Here is a 16,046-nt window from a genome sequence, read left to right on the forward strand (position 1 = left end):
GTTTTCCCTCCGGGTATTAATTCCTCTTATACCTGATTAATATTATCAATTTCCGCTAATGATTATCCCGCGTTATAGTCTGCACTTAAGAGAAGCAGTTCGGGATATTCAACGTGTTATCATATTATTTTCAAGGGCTTGCGCTTGGCGCAGCGATGATACTTCCGCTCGGTCCGCAAAATGCTTTCGTGATGAATCAGGGTATTCGTCGCCAGTATCACATTATGATCGCCTTACTTTGTGCCATCAGCGATTTACTGCTGATCTGCGCGGGGATCTTTGGCGGCAGCGCCTTGCTGATGCAATCGCCATGGCTGATGGCGCTGGTAACCTGGGGCGGTGTGGCGTTCTTACTCTGGTACGGTTTCGGCGCGTTAAAAACGGCGATGAGCAGTAATCTGGAGCTGGCCAGTGCCGAGGTGATGAAGCAGGGGCGCTGGAAAATTATCGCTACGATGCTGGCGGTGACGTGGCTTAACCCGCATGTCTATCTCGATACCTTCGTGGTGCTGGGCAGCCTTGGTGGTCAACTGGACGTCGAGCCGAAGCGCTGGTTTGCTCTGGGTACTGTTAGCGCATCGTTCCTGTGGTTCTTTGGCCTGGCGCTGCTGGCGGCCTGGCTGGCGCCGCGTCTGCGCACCGCCAAAGCACAACGAATCATCAATACGCTGGTGGGACTCGTGATGTGGTTTATTGCTTTTCAACTGGCAAAAGAAGGCGTTGCGCACGTAGATGCGCTGTTCAACTAAGTGTTGTCTGATGGACAACAGGCTGAGATCCGCTAAGCTTGCCTGCATGCGCCTTGAGTTTCGGGGTAAATAATGAAACATGGAGGAACGACAGTGAAGTTCAAAATAATGGCCCTGGCGGCATTAGTCGGATTCAGTGCACTCTCAGTACAGGCAAATGAATTGCCGAATGGACCGCACATCGTGACTTCCGGAACGGCAAGCGTGGACGCGACACCTGATATTGCGACGCTGGCAATTGAAGTCAACGTGGCGGCAAAGGATGCGGCCTCAGCAAAGAAACAGGCTGACGAACGCGTCGCGCAATACCTTTCCTTCCTGGAACAAAACCAGATAGCGAAAAAAGACATCAGCTCTGCAAACCTGCGTACCCAGCCGGATTACGATTACCAGAATGGTAAAAGCGTACTTAAAGGCTATCGTGCGGTGCGCACCGTTGAGGTGACTCTGCGTCAACTGGACAAACTCAACGCGCTGCTGGATGGCGCGCTGAAAGCGGGTCTGAACGAGATTCGTTCAGTGTCGCTGGGTGTTGCCCAGCCGGATGCCTACAAAGATAAAGCGCGTAAAGCGGCCATTGATGATGCGATTCATCAGGCTGAACAACTGGCGGCGGGCTTTAACAGCAAACTCGGCCCGGTTTACAGCGTGCGCTACCACGTGTCGAATTATCAGCCAAGCCCAATGGTACGGATGATGAAAGCCGACGCAGCGCCTGCAGCATCGGCGCAGGAAACCTACGAGCAGCCGGTCATTCAGTTTGACGATCAGGTCGATGTGGTCTTCCAGATAGAGCCTGCGGCAAGTCAGCCAGCGGCAACACCTGCCAAAACGCAGTAATCTTTTCAGACCCGGCTTTTCAGCCGGGTTTTTTATGTGATCAACTGTAAAAATGCGACCGCGTCGTGCGTCTTTTTTGGGGCTGCATGAGGATATGCCATAGTGATTTTATGAGGTGACTATGGATATTTTTATCTCGAAAAAGATGCGTAATTTTATTCTGCTGGCGCAAACCAATAATATCGCCAGAGCAGCAGAAAAAATCCACATGACCGCATCGCCCTTTGGCAAAAGCATTGCTGCACTGGAAGATCAAATCGGCTATACGCTGTTTACCCGTAAAGACAACAACATCAGTCTCAACAAAGCCGGGCAGGAGCTGTATCAAAAACTGTTTCCCGTCTATCAGCGTTTGTCCGCCATTGATAACGAAATCCATACTTCCTCGCGTCGTTCGCGTGAAATCGTTATTGGCATCGATAATACCTATCCGACCATCATTTTCGACCAGTTGATTAGCCTTGGTGATAAATATGAAGGCGTGACGGCTCAGGCCGTTGAATTCAGTGAGAATGGGGTGATTGATAATCTGTTCGACCGACAGCTGGATTTTATTATTTCGCCGCAGCATGTTTCTTCGCGCGTTCAGGAGCTGGAAAATCTGGCGGTGAGCGAACTGCCTCCCCTGCGCCTGGGGTTCCTGGTGTCCCGCCGTTACGAAGAAAAGCAGCCTCAGGATCTGCTGCGGGAATTACCCTGGCTGCAAATGCGCTTCCAGAACCGCGCCAATTTTGAAGCCATGCTGGATGCCTACATGCGGCCCAGTGGGATCAATCCAACCATTATCTATCGTCCATATAGCTTTATGGCTAAGGTGAGTGCAGTGGAGCGCGGACATTTTCTGACGGTGATCCCCCATTTTGCCTGGCGGCTGGTGAATCCGGCAACGCTGAAATATTTTGATGCGCCCGGCAGCCCGATGTACATGCAGGAATTTCTCTATTCTCTGAAAAATCATCGTTATACCGCCACGATGCTCCAGCATATTGCTGAAGATCGTGACGGTACGGCAGATTAACCCAGCATTGATCCTGTTTCGAGCAGGTTGCGGTGCAGATCAAATGCGTGGCTGAGATCGTGATGAATATGCCCGCCGGGTGCCTGTTCCAGATAGCGATGCAGGTAGTCGCGGTACAGCGGGTGCGCGCAGTTGTCGATGATGGTGTGCGCTCGTTGCAGCGGCGATAACCCACGCAGATCGGCAATCCCTTGTTCGGTAACGATTACTTTGACGCTGTGTTCGCTGTGATCGACGTGGCTGCACATCGGGACGATCGTCGAGATTTTCCCGTCTTTGGCAATCGACGGGGCCATAAAAATAGACAGATAGGCGTTGCGCTCAAAATCCCCGCTGCCGCCGATGCCGTTCATCAGGTTTACCCCTGCAACATGCGTGGAATTGGCATGACCATAGATATCAAACTCCAGGCCGACATTTAGCGCAATCACCCCCAGGCGGCGGATGATCTCCGGGTTATTGGAGATCTCCTGCGGGCGCAGCACAATGCGGTTGGCGAAGAAATCCATATTGGCATATATCTTCTGCAGTGAGGCGGCGGAAATCGTCAGGCTGGAGGCGCTGGCACCGGTAATCTTGCCCGTTTCCAGCAGATTTACGACCGACTCCTGCAGTACCTCGGAGTACATCATAAAGGGGGGAATTTCCGGATTCTCGCCCAGCCGCGCCATCACCGCGTTATTAATATTGCCGACGCCGCTTTGCAAGGGAAGAAACTCAGGTGGAATACGTTTGTGCGCCATTTCCGCCAGCAGAAAGCTCACCACGTTATCGGCAATTTGCTGGCAGAGCGGATTGGTTTTATCCGACGCACTGCCGGCATCGGGCAGGTTCGTTTCCACCAGAGCGACGATTTTTTTCGGGTCTATCTGGACGCACTGGCTGCCGATGCGATCCATGGTATGAAAAATGGGGACGCTGTTACGACGCGGCGGCGCGCCTGGTATCACAATGTCGGCCAGTTCCGCTACGCGTGGATTGTGATAATGATTCAGCTCAATAATGACTTTTTTCGCCCGTAGCAGCCAGGTTGGCGCATTGCCGATCCCGCTGGTCAGCCAGATCCTGCCGTCCGGCGCAATGGCTGAGGCCTCTATAACAGCAACATCAATCTCGCCAAAGAAGCCGTAATTAACCATCTGTGCGACTTCACTGAGATGGAGATCGACAAACCGCACCTGGCCTTGATTAATTTTCTGACGCAGGCCTGATGAGGTTTGATAAGGCGCGCGCCAGGAAACGGCATCCGCCTCAGAGAGCGCGTCATCTGCGGCAGCGCTAATTGACGCGCCGGTCAGCAGGCGGATCTGAAAAGGCTGCCCGACCTGATGCAGTTCGCTGGCTTGCCGGGCAATCGCTGCGGGTAACGCCTTTGGTGAACCCGCAGGTGTAAAGCCGCTGAACGCCACCATATCATCATGCTGAATAATTTCTGCCGCCTGTTCGGCGCTCATCCGTTTCATGGCTTTTCCTTTAGCTGACCGCGATTAATGGCCGACGAAATTCGGTTTCCGTTTTTCTAAAAACGCATTCATCCCTTCCTGATAGTCATTGCTGTCGTAAACCGCACGGCGCATGCCCTGGATGCGTTCAAATTCATCGGAATTCATGGTGTGCGCTTCGCCCAGCACGCGCAGTTCTTCTTTGATCACGGCAATCGCCAGCGGCGCTTTTTCTGAGATGTGATGCGCCATTTGCAGAGTAAAATCTTCCAGCTCGTCGACGGCGACCACATGGTTGAGAATACCTACCGCCAGCGCGCGCTGGGCGGTAATCGGTAGAGCGGTGAAAATCAGCTCTTTGACGATATGAAAACCCGCATCACGGGTCAGGTTGTGAATACCCACCAGGTTATACGGCACGCCGAGATTGACCGGCGTCATCGAGAACGTCGAGGTCTCGGCAGAGATGATGAGATCGGAACTCATGATCATCTCGAATGCACCGCCCCAGACGCTGCCTTCAACCATCGAGATAATAGGTTTCGGGTACTTTTGGATCATGCGGGTGATCTGGCGCAGCGGATCGTCATAGGACAGCGGATCGCGACGTCCGGTAGGGAGTTCATGAATATCATGTCCAGCAGAGAACACTTTGGCCCCGCTCGGTGCGCGCAGAATAATACAGCGAATTTCTGGACGATTGAGATCGTTCAGCGCCAGCATAAGATCGTCAATAAACACTTTGCTCAAGGCGTTAAGCTTGCGGGCATAGTTGAATTCAATGACCGCGACTTTCTGGATGATGACGACGTTGACGTATTGATAGGACATAATGTTCTCTTTAATCAAAGTAATGATGTTGGATAAATTCGCTGATGTGTCGCAGGCCGGTACGTGGCGAAAGGTCATTGTTCCTGACCGAGCGCAGCGTTTGCTGGAAATAGCGATCGAAATCAGTGCGGGAAAATAACAGGTGCAGCGCCTCTTCTTCGGCCTGTTTCTGTAACCAGTCCACCGCCTGCTGCTGGCGGACTTTTTCCAGCCGACCGCTGGCTGTAAGGCATGTTTTAAAATCGATGATGGCCTGCCAGATTTCTTCAATGCCGCGTTTTTCCTGCGCGCTGCAGGCCAGAGACTGCGGCTGCCACTCGTCATACTTGCGGCGTAGAATGTGCAGGGCGGAATCGTACATATGGCGGGTGATGGCGACGTTGGCGCGGTTGTCCCCGTCATCCTTGTTGATGATGACCAGATCCGCCATCTCCATGATGCCTTTTTTGATGCCCTGCAGATCGTCACCACCGCCGGCTATTTGCAGCGAGAGAAAGCAATCAACCATGCTGGCGACTTCTGTTTCGGACTGCCCAACGCCGACGGTTTCGACGATCACTACGTCGAAGCCTGCCGCTTCGCACAGCAGCATTAATTCCCGGGCGCGCTGGCTGGTACCGCCCAAATGCCCGCTGGAAGGAACCGGTCGAATAAACGCGGCATCCGCACGCGCCAGTTCCGTCATACGGGTTTTATCGCCCAGAATGCTACCGCCGCTGACCGGACTGCTGGGATCGACAGCGATCACCGCCACCCGCAATCCCTTACGGATCAGTAGCATGCCAAAGGCTTCCAGAAAGGTGCTTTTCCCCGCGCCCGGCGTACCGGTAATGCCCAGACGCAGGGCGTTACCGGTGAACGGTATAATGGCGTCCAGCAGCTGTGTGCTGAGTAGCTGATGACGCGGATGCTGGCTCTCGACCAGCGTCATGGCCTGGGCGAGCGTGGCGCGCTCCCCCAGACGTAAACGCTGGATGCTATCAGCCAGCGTGGCGCTGCTAATCATGGTGCTGACCAATGCGGGTTAATACATCGCGTACGCTGTCGAGCATCGGCGTACCGGGACCATAAATAGCGGCGACACCGCGCGCTTGCAGGAAGGCGTAATCCTGCGGTGGGATGACGCCGCCGGCTACCACGCAAATGTCCTCGCGCCCCCAGCTTTTGAGCGCCGCCACCAGTTCGGGGATCAACGTTTTATGACCCGCCGCCAGTGAAGAGGCGCCAACCACGTGCACATCGTTTTCTACCGCCAGGCGAGCGATTTCTTCCGGCGTGGAGAACATCGGGCTGAGGTCAACATCGAAACCGAGATCGGAATAGGCACTGGCGATCACTTTGGCGCCGCGATCGTGACCGTCCTGACCCATCTTAGCGACCAGAATGCGCGGGCGGCGGCCGTTATCGGCGAGAAATTTTTCAGTTTGCGCAACAATGGCGTCAAACTCGTCGGCGGATTTTTCAGACTGGTGGTAGCTTTGCGCAATCACTCCGGTAACACACTGGCTGGGTACCAGGTAACGGTCAAAAGCGGACTCCAGTGCGTCAGAGATTTCACCCAGCGTGGCGCGAACGCGCGCGGCATCTATTGCGGCGGCGAGCAGGTTTTCATTGTGCCGCGCCGCGTGGGTCAAAGCTTTCAGCGTGGCTTTCACCGCAATATCGTCACGGGTCGCGCGGATGTGTTGCAGCGAGGCAATCTGCTCGTTGCGCACCTTGACGTTGTCGATTTCCAATACCGACGTGGCGTCTTCTTTATCCAGCTTGTATTTGTTCACGCCAACGATAACGCGCTGGCCCTGGTCGATGAGTGATTGTTCGCGGGCGGAAGCTTCTTCGATCATCCGTTTTGGTAACCCCGCTTCTATCGCTTTCGCCATTCCACCCGCTTCATCGATCTGTTCGATGATCGCCCGTGCTTGCTTAACGATCTGATCGGTCAGCGACTCCACATAATACGATCCGGCCAGCGGATCGACGGTGCGGCAGATCTCCGACTCCTCCTGAATGATGATCTGCGTATTGCGCGCGATGCGGGCGGAAAAGTCAGTTGGCAGGCCGAGCGCTTCATCAAAGGCGTTGGTGTGCAAAGACTGAGTACCGCCCAGGGTTGCACCCAGCGCTTCGATGGTGGTGCGCACCACGTTGTTGTACGGATCCTGCTCGGTCAGGCTCCAGCCGGAGGTCTGACAGTGGGTTCGTAGCGCCAGGGATTTTGGGTTGGTGGCGCCAAAACCGCTGACCGCCTCGCTCCACAGATAACGCGCGGCGCGCAGCATGGCGACATTCATAAACAGATCCATGCCAATGCCGAAGAAGAATGACAGTCGTGGGGCGAAATCATCAATTTTCAGTCCGGCGGACAGCGCGGCCTTGATGTACTCAATCCCGTCGGCCAGGGTAAACGCCACCTGCTGCACGCAGTTGGCACCCGCTTCACCCATGTGATATCCGCTGATGCTGATGGTATTAAAGCGCGGCATATTGTCAGAACACCAGGCAATGATGTCAGCGATAATGCGCATAGAGGGCTTGGGTGGGTAAATATAGGTGTTGCGGCATAGATACTCTTTCAGAATATCGTTTTGTATCGTGCCAGTGAGCAGCTCTGGCGCGACGCCTTGCTCCTGCGCTGCCACGATATAAAACGCCATCACCGGGAGTACCGCGCCGTTCATGGTCATGGATACCGACATCTTATCCAGTGGGATCTGGTCGAACAGTACCTTCATATCTTCGACGGTATCTATAGCCACGCCCGCTTTGCCGACGTCGCCTGCCACGCGCGGGTTATCTGAGTCGTAGCCGCGATGGGTGGCGAGGTCAAAGGCGACGGAAAGCCCTTTTTGTCCGGCGGCGAGATTGCGGCGATAAAACGCGTTAGATTCTTTGGCGGTAGAGAACCCGGCGTACTGGCGAATAGTCCACGGCTGCGCGGTATACATGGTGGCGCGTGGGCCACGAACGTAAGGCGCCAGGCCGGGGAGGGTGCCCGTCACTTCCAGGTTGTCGAGATCAGCCTCGGTGTACAGCGGCTTAATGGCAATCCCTTCTGCCGTCTGTTTTACCAGCGAGTCGACGGTTTTTTCCCGTCGGCTGAGTTCTTTGTTGGCGAGCGTTTGCCACGCCTGCATATTGGCCATTTTTTGCTCCGTATTACGCAATAAGTTGAATCTTTGCGAATACGGTGAGCTTTTTCAGCTGGCTTGTCGCCAGCAAAAAATAGCCAATAAGACGTCGTTTTTTGCCGCGTGGTGTGTTTTATTTTGTGATGGATTTCAAAGACGTGGAGGGAATAGCATGAAAAGAGGGTATAAGGTTGTAGGCCGGATAAGGCGTTACGCCACCATCCGGCACTCAGGGGCAATAAATGCTTTAATCCTGACGCAGCACATTGTGTCCGTAGGCCAGCAGCGCATCGGTGACGTTGCGCATCATGCGGCTTTCCGGTGCAAAGCGATGCCAATAGAGCATCCGACGCTGGAACAGGCCTGGCGTTAAGTCGATAAGCTCGCCGCTTTCCAGCTCTTTCTCGATCTGCAGGTGTGGGATCATGCAGCAGGTTGTCCCCTGGCGCGCCAGCTGCACAAAGGCTTCCGACGAGTTAACGATGTGGCACGGCACGCTGCCCGGTGGCAGATCGAAGTTTTGTTGCAGAAAAGCCTGATGCATGTCGTCGAGATGGTCAAACGCAACCGCCGGCGCTTTTAGCAGGGCAGAACGGGTGACGCCATTCGGAAAGTAGCGCTCGGCAAAAGGTTTTGAGCCGACAAACAGGTAGTCCAGCGCGCCGAGTTTATCCACCAGACAGCTTGGTAGCGCCTGATGTTGAATACTCACCGCGCCCACCACTTCACCGCGACGCAGGCGTTCCTGAGTGCGTGTTTCATCTTCAACCTGCAGGTTCAGACGAATCGGTGAGTTTGCCAGCACAGGGGCCAGCGCCGGGAGTAGCCAGGTGGCCAGACTGTCGGCGTTGACGGCCAGGGAGAGCAGCAGCGGCGTCGAGCCGGTTTGTTCATCTCCCAGCCACTCGTCTTCCAGCAGTTCAACCTGACGCAACAGTGCCAGCAACTTTTGCCCTTGCTCGGTTGGGCGAGGCGGTACGGTACGCACCAGCAGCGGTTGTCCGAACATATTCTCAAGCTGTTTTATGCGTTGTGAAACCGCGGATTGTGTGATGCATAGCTTTTGCGCAGCGCGCTCAAATCCCCGTTCACGAATAACCGCATCCAGTGCTTGTAGTGTTCTGTAGTCCGGACGTTTCATTGCTCTGACGTACTCCTGATATTTTTGCGTGTTCTGCACTATGACACAATTTTAGGTTGGGTACAGACGAAATCCGCCGTCTGCGAGCGGGTGTGGGGACATTTTTCTACGCAATGTTCTATAATGCGCGTGAATTTCCACACCACATTCACACCACAGGCGAAACGATCATGACGCAGGATGAACTGAAAAAAGCAGTAGGATGGGCGGCACTTCAGTATGTACAGCCCGGCACCATTGTGGGCGTAGGTACCGGTTCAACAGCCGCACACTTTATTGATGCGCTGGGCACCATGAAAGGCCAGATTGAAGGCGCAGTGTCCAGTTCGGACGCTTCCACTGAAAAACTCAAAAGCCTCGGTATCCACGTGTTCGATCTTAACGAAGTGGACAGCCTTGGCGTGTACGTTGATGGCGCGGACGAAATCAACGGTCACATGCAAATGATCAAAGGCGGCGGCGCAGCGCTGACCCGCGAAAAGATCATTGCCTCCGTCGCTAAGAAATTTATCTGCATCGCCGACGCGTCCAAAGAAGTCGATATTCTGGGTAACTTCCCGCTGCCGGTAGAAGTGATCCCGATGGCGCGTAGTGCGGTTGCTCGTCAGTTGGTGAAGCTGGGCGGTCGTCCTGAATACCGTCAGGGTGTGATTACTGATAACGGCAACGTCATCCTTGACGTGCACGGTCTGGAGATCCTTGACGCTGTGGCGATGGAAAACGCCATCAACGCAATCCCGGGCGTTGTGACCGTGGGTCTGTTTGCCAACCGTGGGGCGGACGTTGCGCTGATCGGCACAGCAGATGGCGTGAAAACTATCGTAAAATGATCTGACGACCGGGATCTTCTGTCGTTAAAAAAATTTTGGCAGGGCAAATTTGGTGACTTGTGTCACGTTTACAATATTGTCCTGCCGATCCCTCCAAAGAAAAAGTTATCACCAGAATTTTACTCTGACATTTCCCGCTGAATGACACTTCTTCAGCACGACGACGCAAACGTTCATATTGCCGCAATATTTTTTTTTGATATGTTGAAGAGGCGGATGAAAATCCCACACACAACACATCAGATTGAACTAAAAAAAGACAGGGTCGGGGAAATGGCAAAGGTATCACTGGAGAAAGAAAAGATTAAGTTTCTGCTGGTTGAAGGTGTGCATCAAAAAGCACTGGAAAGCCTTCGTGCGGCAGGTTACACCAACATCGAGTTTCACAAAGGCGCTCTGGACACTGAACAGCTGAAAGAGTCCATCCGTGATGCCCATTTTATTGGCCTGCGATCCCGTACTCATCTGACTGAAGATGTGATTGACGCCGCAGAGAAACTGGTTGCGATTGGCTGCTTCTGTATTGGCACCAATCAGGTTGATCTGGGGGCGGCGGCAAAACGCGGGATCCCCGTGTTTAACGCACCATTCTCTAACACCCGCTCCGTTGCCGAACTGGTAATTGGCGAACTGTTGCTGCTGCTGCGCGGCGTGCCGGAAGCGAACGCTAAGGCGCACCGTGGCGTGTGGAACAAACTGGCTACCGGCTCTTTTGAAGCGCGTGGCAAAAAACTGGGGATTATCGGTTACGGCCACATTGGTACCCAGTTGGGCATTCTGGCGGAATCGCTGGGGATGCACGTCTATTTCTATGATATTGAAAACAAACTCCCGCTGGGTAACGCCACCCAGGTACAGCATCTTTCCGACCTGCTCAATATGAGCGATGTGGTCAGCCTTCACGTGCCGGAAAATGCCTCCACCAAGAATATGATGGGCGCACAAGAGATTGCCCTGATGAAGCCGGGTGCGCTGCTGATCAACGCCGCGCGCGGCACGGTTGTTGATATTCCTGCGCTGTGCGATGCGTTAGCCACTAAGCATCTGGCCGGCGCAGCAATCGACGTCTTCCCAACGGAGCCGGCGAGCAACAGCGATCCGTTTACGTCTCCGCTGTGTGATTTTGACAACGTGATCCTGACGCCGCACATCGGCGGTTCAACGCTGGAAGCGCAGGAAAACATTGGTCTGGAAGTGGCAGGTAAGCTGACGAAGTATTCCGATAACGGCTCTACGCTGTCGGCGGTTAACTTCCCGGAAGTGTCGCTGCCGCTGCACGGTGGTCGTCGTCTAATGCACATTCACGAAAACCGACCAGGCGTGCTGACCGCGCTGAACCAAATCTTTGCCGAGCAGGGCGTTAACATTGCCGCGCAGTATCTGCAAACTTCCGCGCAGGTGGGGTATGTGGTTATTGATATCGAGGCAGATGAGGATGTGGCGGAGAAAGCGCTGCTGGCGATGAAAGCCATTCCGGGAACGATTCGCGCGCGTATGCTGTACTAATTATTGGTACATCGTGCCGGGTGGCGACTGCGTCTTAACCGACCTACGAGATGATTCGTAGGTCTGATAAGCGTAGCGCCATCTGGCAATTCAAGGCTACCATTCCCATACTTTTGACGGTGTTACCACCGCGGGCAGCGGAATATCCCACTCTTCGACCGGTAACTTCTCCACTCGCTGGCAATCATGTGCGTAGCCCACCGGCTGGATTTGATGCTGCTGCCAGTTTTGTAACGTGCGATCGTAAAAACCACCGCCCATGCCTAAGCGCTGTCCGTCTTCATCAAACGCCACGAGCGGCGTAATCAATACATCCAGCTTTGATAACGGCAAAACGTCGCGCACATCGAGTCGCGGCTCCTGGATGTTGAGTCGGTTAGTTACCAGATGACTGTGCGGATGATAGTGCAGAAACAGTAAATTACCGCGGCTAAACGGATGTAGAACCGGGAGATAGACACGCTTGCCCGCACGCCACAGTTGTTCGATCAGCGGTTGAGTATCAAGTTCGCCATCAAAAGAGAGAAATACCGCCACGGTGTGGGCGAGTACAACAGGGGGGAAGCTCAGCATTCTGCTCGCGGCCTGCTGACCGAAATGGCGTTGTTGCTCAGGCGTTAGCGCACGGCGACGTTGCCGAATCAGTTGACGAATTTCTTGCCGGGATAAAGGAAGTTCAGAAAGTAGTGTCATGGCTGTTGCCAGGTAGAAGGGAATCTCCGAGATGCCGCCGCAGGCTGTAACCCTTGAACCCTTGGTTCAAGGTGAATGTGTCGTCACAGTTTTAAGGCTTCTCGGACGAACCGAGCATGCTCACCAACCGTGGAGCGCCACATTCTTGTGGTATGAAATATCGGCTCAGGGGACTGGCCCGCTTGCAAACATCTCAGAGAAATTTTGTCTTCACGGTCACTCTACCACAGTAAACCGAAAAGTGTTATTCAAAGTTTTGGCCCGTTTTTTCGGTTATGCGACCCTGATCAAGCAACGCCTGTTCAATGGTTTGTTGTAGCATCCGAATACGTTGTTCCATGCTCGCCGCGTAGTCACGCGTCTTCGCTTTTTCCTGAGTTAATTCATAGCTGATGTTCAACGCGGCGATGAAAACCAGCTGCTCAGTATTTGTGACTCTAGTGCGAACTTTCAGATCTTGCAATCGCTGATTCAGATCGTCCGCAGCCTGATTCAACGCATCTTGTTGTTCAGGCGGGCAATTCACTCGCAGTGAACGGCCAAAAATTTGGATATCGACGGGTTGTGCAGACATGCCACCTTCCTGCTGATTGACTGCGCTGCCTTCGTCTCCAGACCTTGGGTCCGCGAAGGGGCGACACTATAGCTACCCTGGTATGAACATACAAGCCCTTTTCTGGTCCACCAGGGCCCAAAGTGGTAGCATAACATGAATATCCTCCCTTTGATGACGAATGCTTATGTCCATACAGAACGAAATGCCTGGTTACACCGATGTTAGCCAGTTTTTGAACCAACAAGGGGCTGGATTAACCCCGGCCGAAATGCACGGTTTGATCAGCGGGATGATTTGCGGCGGCAACAACGACAGCTCATGGCAGCCGCTGTTGCACGACCTGACCAATGAAGGTTTGGCCTTTGGCCATGAGCTGGCTCAGGCACTGATCAAAATGCACGCGGCGACCAGCGACGCCCTGGAAGACGACGGCTTCCTTTTTCAGCTTTATCTGCCTGAAGGCGACGGCGTCAGCGTGTTCGATCGTGCCGACGCGCTGGCGGGCTGGGTCAATCACTTTTTGCTGGGCCTCGGGGTTACGCAGCCCAAGCTCGACAAAGTGACCGGTGAAACCGGCGAAGCGATTGACGACCTGCGCAATATCGCCCAGTTGGGATATGACGAAGACGAAGATCAGGAAGAGCTGGAAATGTCGCTTGAAGAGATCATCGAGTACGTGCGTGTTGCTGCGCTGTTGTGCCATGACACGTTTACGCGTCAGCAACCGACCGCGCCGGAAGTACGTAAACCGACACTGCACTAAGTAACGAGAACGCCAGGGAGAGTGTTATGACTCAGCAAGAATACTTACGCCGTCGCAAGGCATTACTGGCGCACATGCAGCCAGGCAGCGCTGCGCTGATTTTCGCGGCCCCAGAAGCGACGCGCAGTGCGGACAGTGAATATCCGTACCGCCAGAGCAGCGACTTTTGGTACTTCACCGGTTTTAACGAACCTGAAGCCGTGCTGGTGCTGATTAAAAGTAATGACACTCATAACCATAGCGTTTTGTTCAACCGGGTACGTGACCTGACGGCGGAGATCTGGTTTGGTCGCCGTCTGGGACAAGATGCTGCCCCCGAGAAACTGGGTGTTGATCGGGCGTTAGCGTTCAGCGAAATCAACCAACAACTGCATCAGTTGCTTAACGGTCTGGACACGGTGTACCACGCCCAGGGCGAATATGCCTGGGCGGATGAGATTGTGTTTACGGCGATGGATAAGCTGCGCAAAGGCGCCAGACAAAATATGAAAGCCCCTGCGGCGATTATCGACTGGCGTCCGATGGTGCACGAGATGCGCCTGTTCAAATCGCCGGAAGAAATAGCAATCATGCGTCGTGCCGGTGAAATCAGCGCGCTGGCGCATACCCGCGCGATGGAAAAATGTCGTCCGGGAATGTTCGAGTATCAGCTGGAAGGGGAGATCCATCATGAGTTTACCCGTCATGGTGCGCGTTATCCTTCCTATAACACCATTGTCGGCAGCGGTGTAAACGGCTGCATCCTGCATTACACCGAAAACGAAAGTGAAATGCGCGATGGCGATTTGGTGCTGATTGACGCCGGATGCGAATACAAAGGTTACGCTGGCGACATTACCCGCACCTTCCCGGTCAACGGGAAGTTCACTCCCGCCCAGCGCGAGATCTATGACATCGTGCTGGAGTCACTGGAAACCAGCCTGCGTTTGTATCGTCCGGGGACGTCCATCCAGGAGGTGACGGGAGAGGTGGTGCGCATCATGATTACCGGTCTGGTAAAACTGGGTATTCTGCACGGCGATGTCGATCAACTGATTGCCGACAACGCGCAGCGTCCTATCTTTATGCATGGCCTGAGCCATTGGCTGGGGCTGGATGTCCACGACGTTGGCGTTTATGGCCAGGATCGCTCGCGTATCCTCGAACCGGGGATGGTGCTTACCGTCGAGCCAGGACTGTATATCGCGCCGGACGCCGACGTACCACCGGCTTATCGCGGAATTGGCATTCGTATTGAAGATGACATCCTGATTACCGAAGACGGTAATGAAAACCTCACCGCCAGCGTAGTGAAAAAGGCGGATGATATTGAAGCACTGATGGCTGCGGCGCGACTGAAATGAGCGTGATTATTGTCGGTGGTGGTATGGTTGGAGCGACTCTGGCGCTGGCTATTTCAGAGCTGAGTCATGGGACGCTGCCGGTCCATCTTATTGAAGCGAGCGAGCCGGATACTGACCGCCATCCGGGATTTGACGCTCGGGCGATTGCGTTGGCCGCAGGCACCTGCCAGCAGCTGGCGCGAATTGGCGTCTGGCAGGCCATTGCCGATTGCGCAACCCCGATCAAAACGGTGCACGTCAGCGACCGTGGACATGCCGGGTGTGTGACGCTTGATGCACAGGAATACCGTATTCCTGCGCTGGGTCAGGTGGTGGAACTGCATGACGTCGGGCTGCGTCTGTTTGCGCTGTTGCGCAAAGCGCGCGGCGTCACGCTACATTGCCCTGACCGGGTGGCCAGCGTGTCGCGCACCCAGCAGCACGTTGAGGTCACGCTGGAGAATAGCGAGGTGATTACCGGTCGTGTACTGGTAGCCGCTGACGGCACACGCTCTGCGCTGGCGACCGCCTGCGGCGTTGACTGGCAGCAGCAGCCTTACGAACAACTGGCGGTGATTGCCAACGTTACCACCTCCGTCCCGCATAACGGACGAGCGTTTGAACGTTTCACGCAGCATGGCCCGCTGGCCATGTTACCGATGTCAGAAGGGCGCTGCTCGCTGGTGTGGTGTCATCCGCTGGAAAAGCGAGATGAGATCATGGCCTGGTCTGACGAACAGTTTTGTCGCGAACTGCAAACGACGTTTGGCTGGCGGCTTGGGCGCATTACGCAAGCCGGTCAACGTAGCGCCTATCCGCTGTCTTTAACCACCGCGGTGAAGGCGATTAGCCATCGCACCGTGCTGGTGGGCAATGCGGCGCAGACCCTGCATCCTATTGCCGGCCAAGGTTTTAATCTCGGCCTGCGCGATGTCATGAGCCTTGCCGAAACGTTGACGCAGGCACAGTTTGCAGCCGAAGACGTGGGTGATTATGCGGTGCTGTCGCGCTATCAGCAGCGTCGTGAGACCGATCGCGAAACAACGATTGGCGTGACCAACAGCCTGGTGTATCTGTTTGCCAATCGCTGGGCACCGCTGGTTGTTGGACGTAACGTGGGTCTTATGGCGATGGAATTATTGACGCCAGCCCGCGATGCGTTGGCGGAGCGGACCCTGGGCTGGGTCGCGCGATAAATATAGCCAGTAGGCCTGATAAGCGTAGCGC

Annotated in this window: 15 protein-coding genes and 1 other RNA gene; 8 read left to right on the plus strand and 8 right to left on the minus strand. The window is 54.6% G+C overall.

All coding sequences use genetic code 11. The features are described 5' to 3' along the window. Positions 1 to 113: 113 nt before the first annotated feature. The 3 genes from argO to FDW95_RS04310 all read left to right on the plus strand — a co-directional run bounded on the left by argO (position 114) and on the right by FDW95_RS04310 (position 2,607). Positions 114 to 749, plus strand: coding sequence for an arginine exporter ArgO (gene argO, locus FDW95_RS04300; RefSeq protein ID WP_096755774.1), 636 nt, complete (start codon positions 114 to 116; stop codon positions 747 to 749). A gap of 93 nt (positions 750 to 842) precedes the next feature. Continuing rightward, complete coding sequence (locus FDW95_RS04305) at positions 843 to 1,589, plus strand: oxidative stress defense protein (RefSeq protein WP_115257527.1); 747 nt, start codon at positions 843 to 845, stop codon at positions 1,587 to 1,589. 121 nt (positions 1,590 to 1,710) lie between these two features. After that, complete coding sequence (locus FDW95_RS04310) at positions 1,711 to 2,607, plus strand: LysR family transcriptional regulator (RefSeq protein WP_115257528.1); 897 nt, start codon at positions 1,711 to 1,713, stop codon at positions 2,605 to 2,607. Here FDW95_RS04310 and FDW95_RS04315 read toward each other — a convergent pair. The 5 genes from FDW95_RS04315 to argP all read right to left on the minus strand — a co-directional run bounded on the left by FDW95_RS04315 (position 2,604) and on the right by argP (position 9,149). After that, positions 2,604 to 4,070, minus strand: coding sequence for an acetyl-CoA hydrolase/transferase family protein (locus FDW95_RS04315; RefSeq protein ID WP_115257529.1), 1,467 nt, complete (start codon positions 4,068 to 4,070; stop codon positions 2,604 to 2,606). The genes FDW95_RS04310 and FDW95_RS04315 overlap by 4 nt on opposite strands. Positions 4,071 to 4,094: 24 nt before the next feature. Then, complete coding sequence (scpB, locus tag FDW95_RS04320) at positions 4,095 to 4,880, minus strand: methylmalonyl-CoA decarboxylase (protein WP_096755778.1); 786 nt, start codon at positions 4,878 to 4,880, stop codon at positions 4,095 to 4,097. A gap of 10 nt (positions 4,881 to 4,890) precedes the next feature. After that, positions 4,891 to 5,886 carry a methylmalonyl Co-A mutase-associated GTPase MeaB gene (meaB, locus tag FDW95_RS04325; protein ID WP_115257530.1) on the minus strand — a complete coding sequence of 332 codons (996 nt, stop codon included), beginning with the start codon at positions 5,884 to 5,886 and terminating at the stop codon, positions 4,891 to 4,893. Beyond that, positions 5,879 to 8,023: a methylmalonyl-CoA mutase gene (gene scpA, locus FDW95_RS04330; protein ID WP_096755780.1), complete on the minus strand. Its 2,145-nt coding sequence runs from the start codon at positions 8,021 to 8,023 to the stop codon at positions 5,879 to 5,881. The genes meaB and scpA overlap by 8 nt, the downstream gene beginning before the upstream one ends. A 232-nt stretch (positions 8,024 to 8,255) precedes the next feature. Further along, complete coding sequence (gene argP, locus FDW95_RS04335) at positions 8,256 to 9,149, minus strand: DNA-binding transcriptional regulator ArgP (RefSeq protein ID WP_003825477.1); 894 nt, start codon at positions 9,147 to 9,149, stop codon at positions 8,256 to 8,258. Between the two features lie 170 nt (positions 9,150 to 9,319). Here argP and rpiA point away from each other — a divergent pair, with 170 nt between their 5' ends. Both rpiA and serA read left to right on the plus strand, forming a co-directional pair. Then, positions 9,320 to 9,979: a ribose-5-phosphate isomerase RpiA gene (gene rpiA, locus FDW95_RS04340; RefSeq protein ID WP_168246943.1), complete on the plus strand. Its 660-nt coding sequence runs from the start codon at positions 9,320 to 9,322 to the stop codon at positions 9,977 to 9,979. Positions 9,980 to 10,252: 273 nt separating this feature from the next. Then, the gene (gene serA / locus FDW95_RS04345) at positions 10,253 to 11,485 is read left to right on the plus strand and encodes a phosphoglycerate dehydrogenase (protein ID WP_096755782.1); all 1,233 of its coding nucleotides are present in this window, start codon (positions 10,253 to 10,255) and stop codon (positions 11,483 to 11,485) included. Positions 11,486 to 11,581: 96 nt separating this feature from the next. On the opposite strand, the gene FDW95_RS04350 is transcribed toward serA, so the two are convergent. The 3 genes from FDW95_RS04350 to zapA form a co-directional block, all read right to left on the minus strand. Next, on the minus strand, positions 11,582 to 12,178 hold the full coding sequence (locus FDW95_RS04350) for a 5-formyltetrahydrofolate cyclo-ligase (protein ID WP_115257533.1): 597 nt from the start codon (positions 12,176 to 12,178) through the stop codon (positions 11,582 to 11,584). Positions 12,179 to 12,197: 19 nt separating this feature from the next. Beyond that, a non-coding RNA gene (ssrS, locus tag FDW95_RS04355) (6S RNA) lies at positions 12,198 to 12,381 on the minus strand. Between the two features lie 41 nt (positions 12,382 to 12,422). Next, entirely contained in the window at positions 12,423 to 12,752 is a 330-nt protein-coding gene (gene zapA / locus FDW95_RS04360; RefSeq protein WP_096755784.1) for a cell division protein ZapA, read from the minus strand. A gap of 166 nt (positions 12,753 to 12,918) precedes the next feature. Here zapA and FDW95_RS04365 point away from each other — a divergent pair, with 166 nt between their 5' ends. Genes FDW95_RS04365 through ubiH form a run of 3 tightly spaced genes read left to right on the plus strand, consistent with a single transcriptional unit; the run spans position 12,919 to position 16,015 of the window. Continuing rightward, entirely contained in the window at positions 12,919 to 13,497 is a 579-nt protein-coding gene (locus FDW95_RS04365; protein WP_135911444.1) for a YecA family protein, read from the plus strand. 26 nt (positions 13,498 to 13,523) lie between these two features. Then, positions 13,524 to 14,840 (plus strand): Xaa-Pro aminopeptidase, encoded by a 1,317-nt coding sequence (gene pepP / locus FDW95_RS04370; RefSeq protein WP_115257534.1) that lies wholly within the window; start codon positions 13,524 to 13,526, stop codon positions 14,838 to 14,840. Beyond that, positions 14,837 to 16,015: a 2-octaprenyl-6-methoxyphenyl hydroxylase gene (ubiH, locus tag FDW95_RS04375; protein ID WP_115257535.1), complete on the plus strand. Its 1,179-nt coding sequence runs from the start codon at positions 14,837 to 14,839 to the stop codon at positions 16,013 to 16,015. Before pepP ends, ubiH begins: the two co-directional genes overlap by 4 nt. The last annotated feature ends 31 nt before the right edge of the window (positions 16,016 to 16,046 follow it).

It is taken from the genome of Citrobacter sp. wls718, assembly GCF_005280945.1.
Classification (GTDB): Bacteria; Pseudomonadota; Gammaproteobacteria; order Enterobacterales; family Enterobacteriaceae; genus Citrobacter; species Citrobacter gillenii.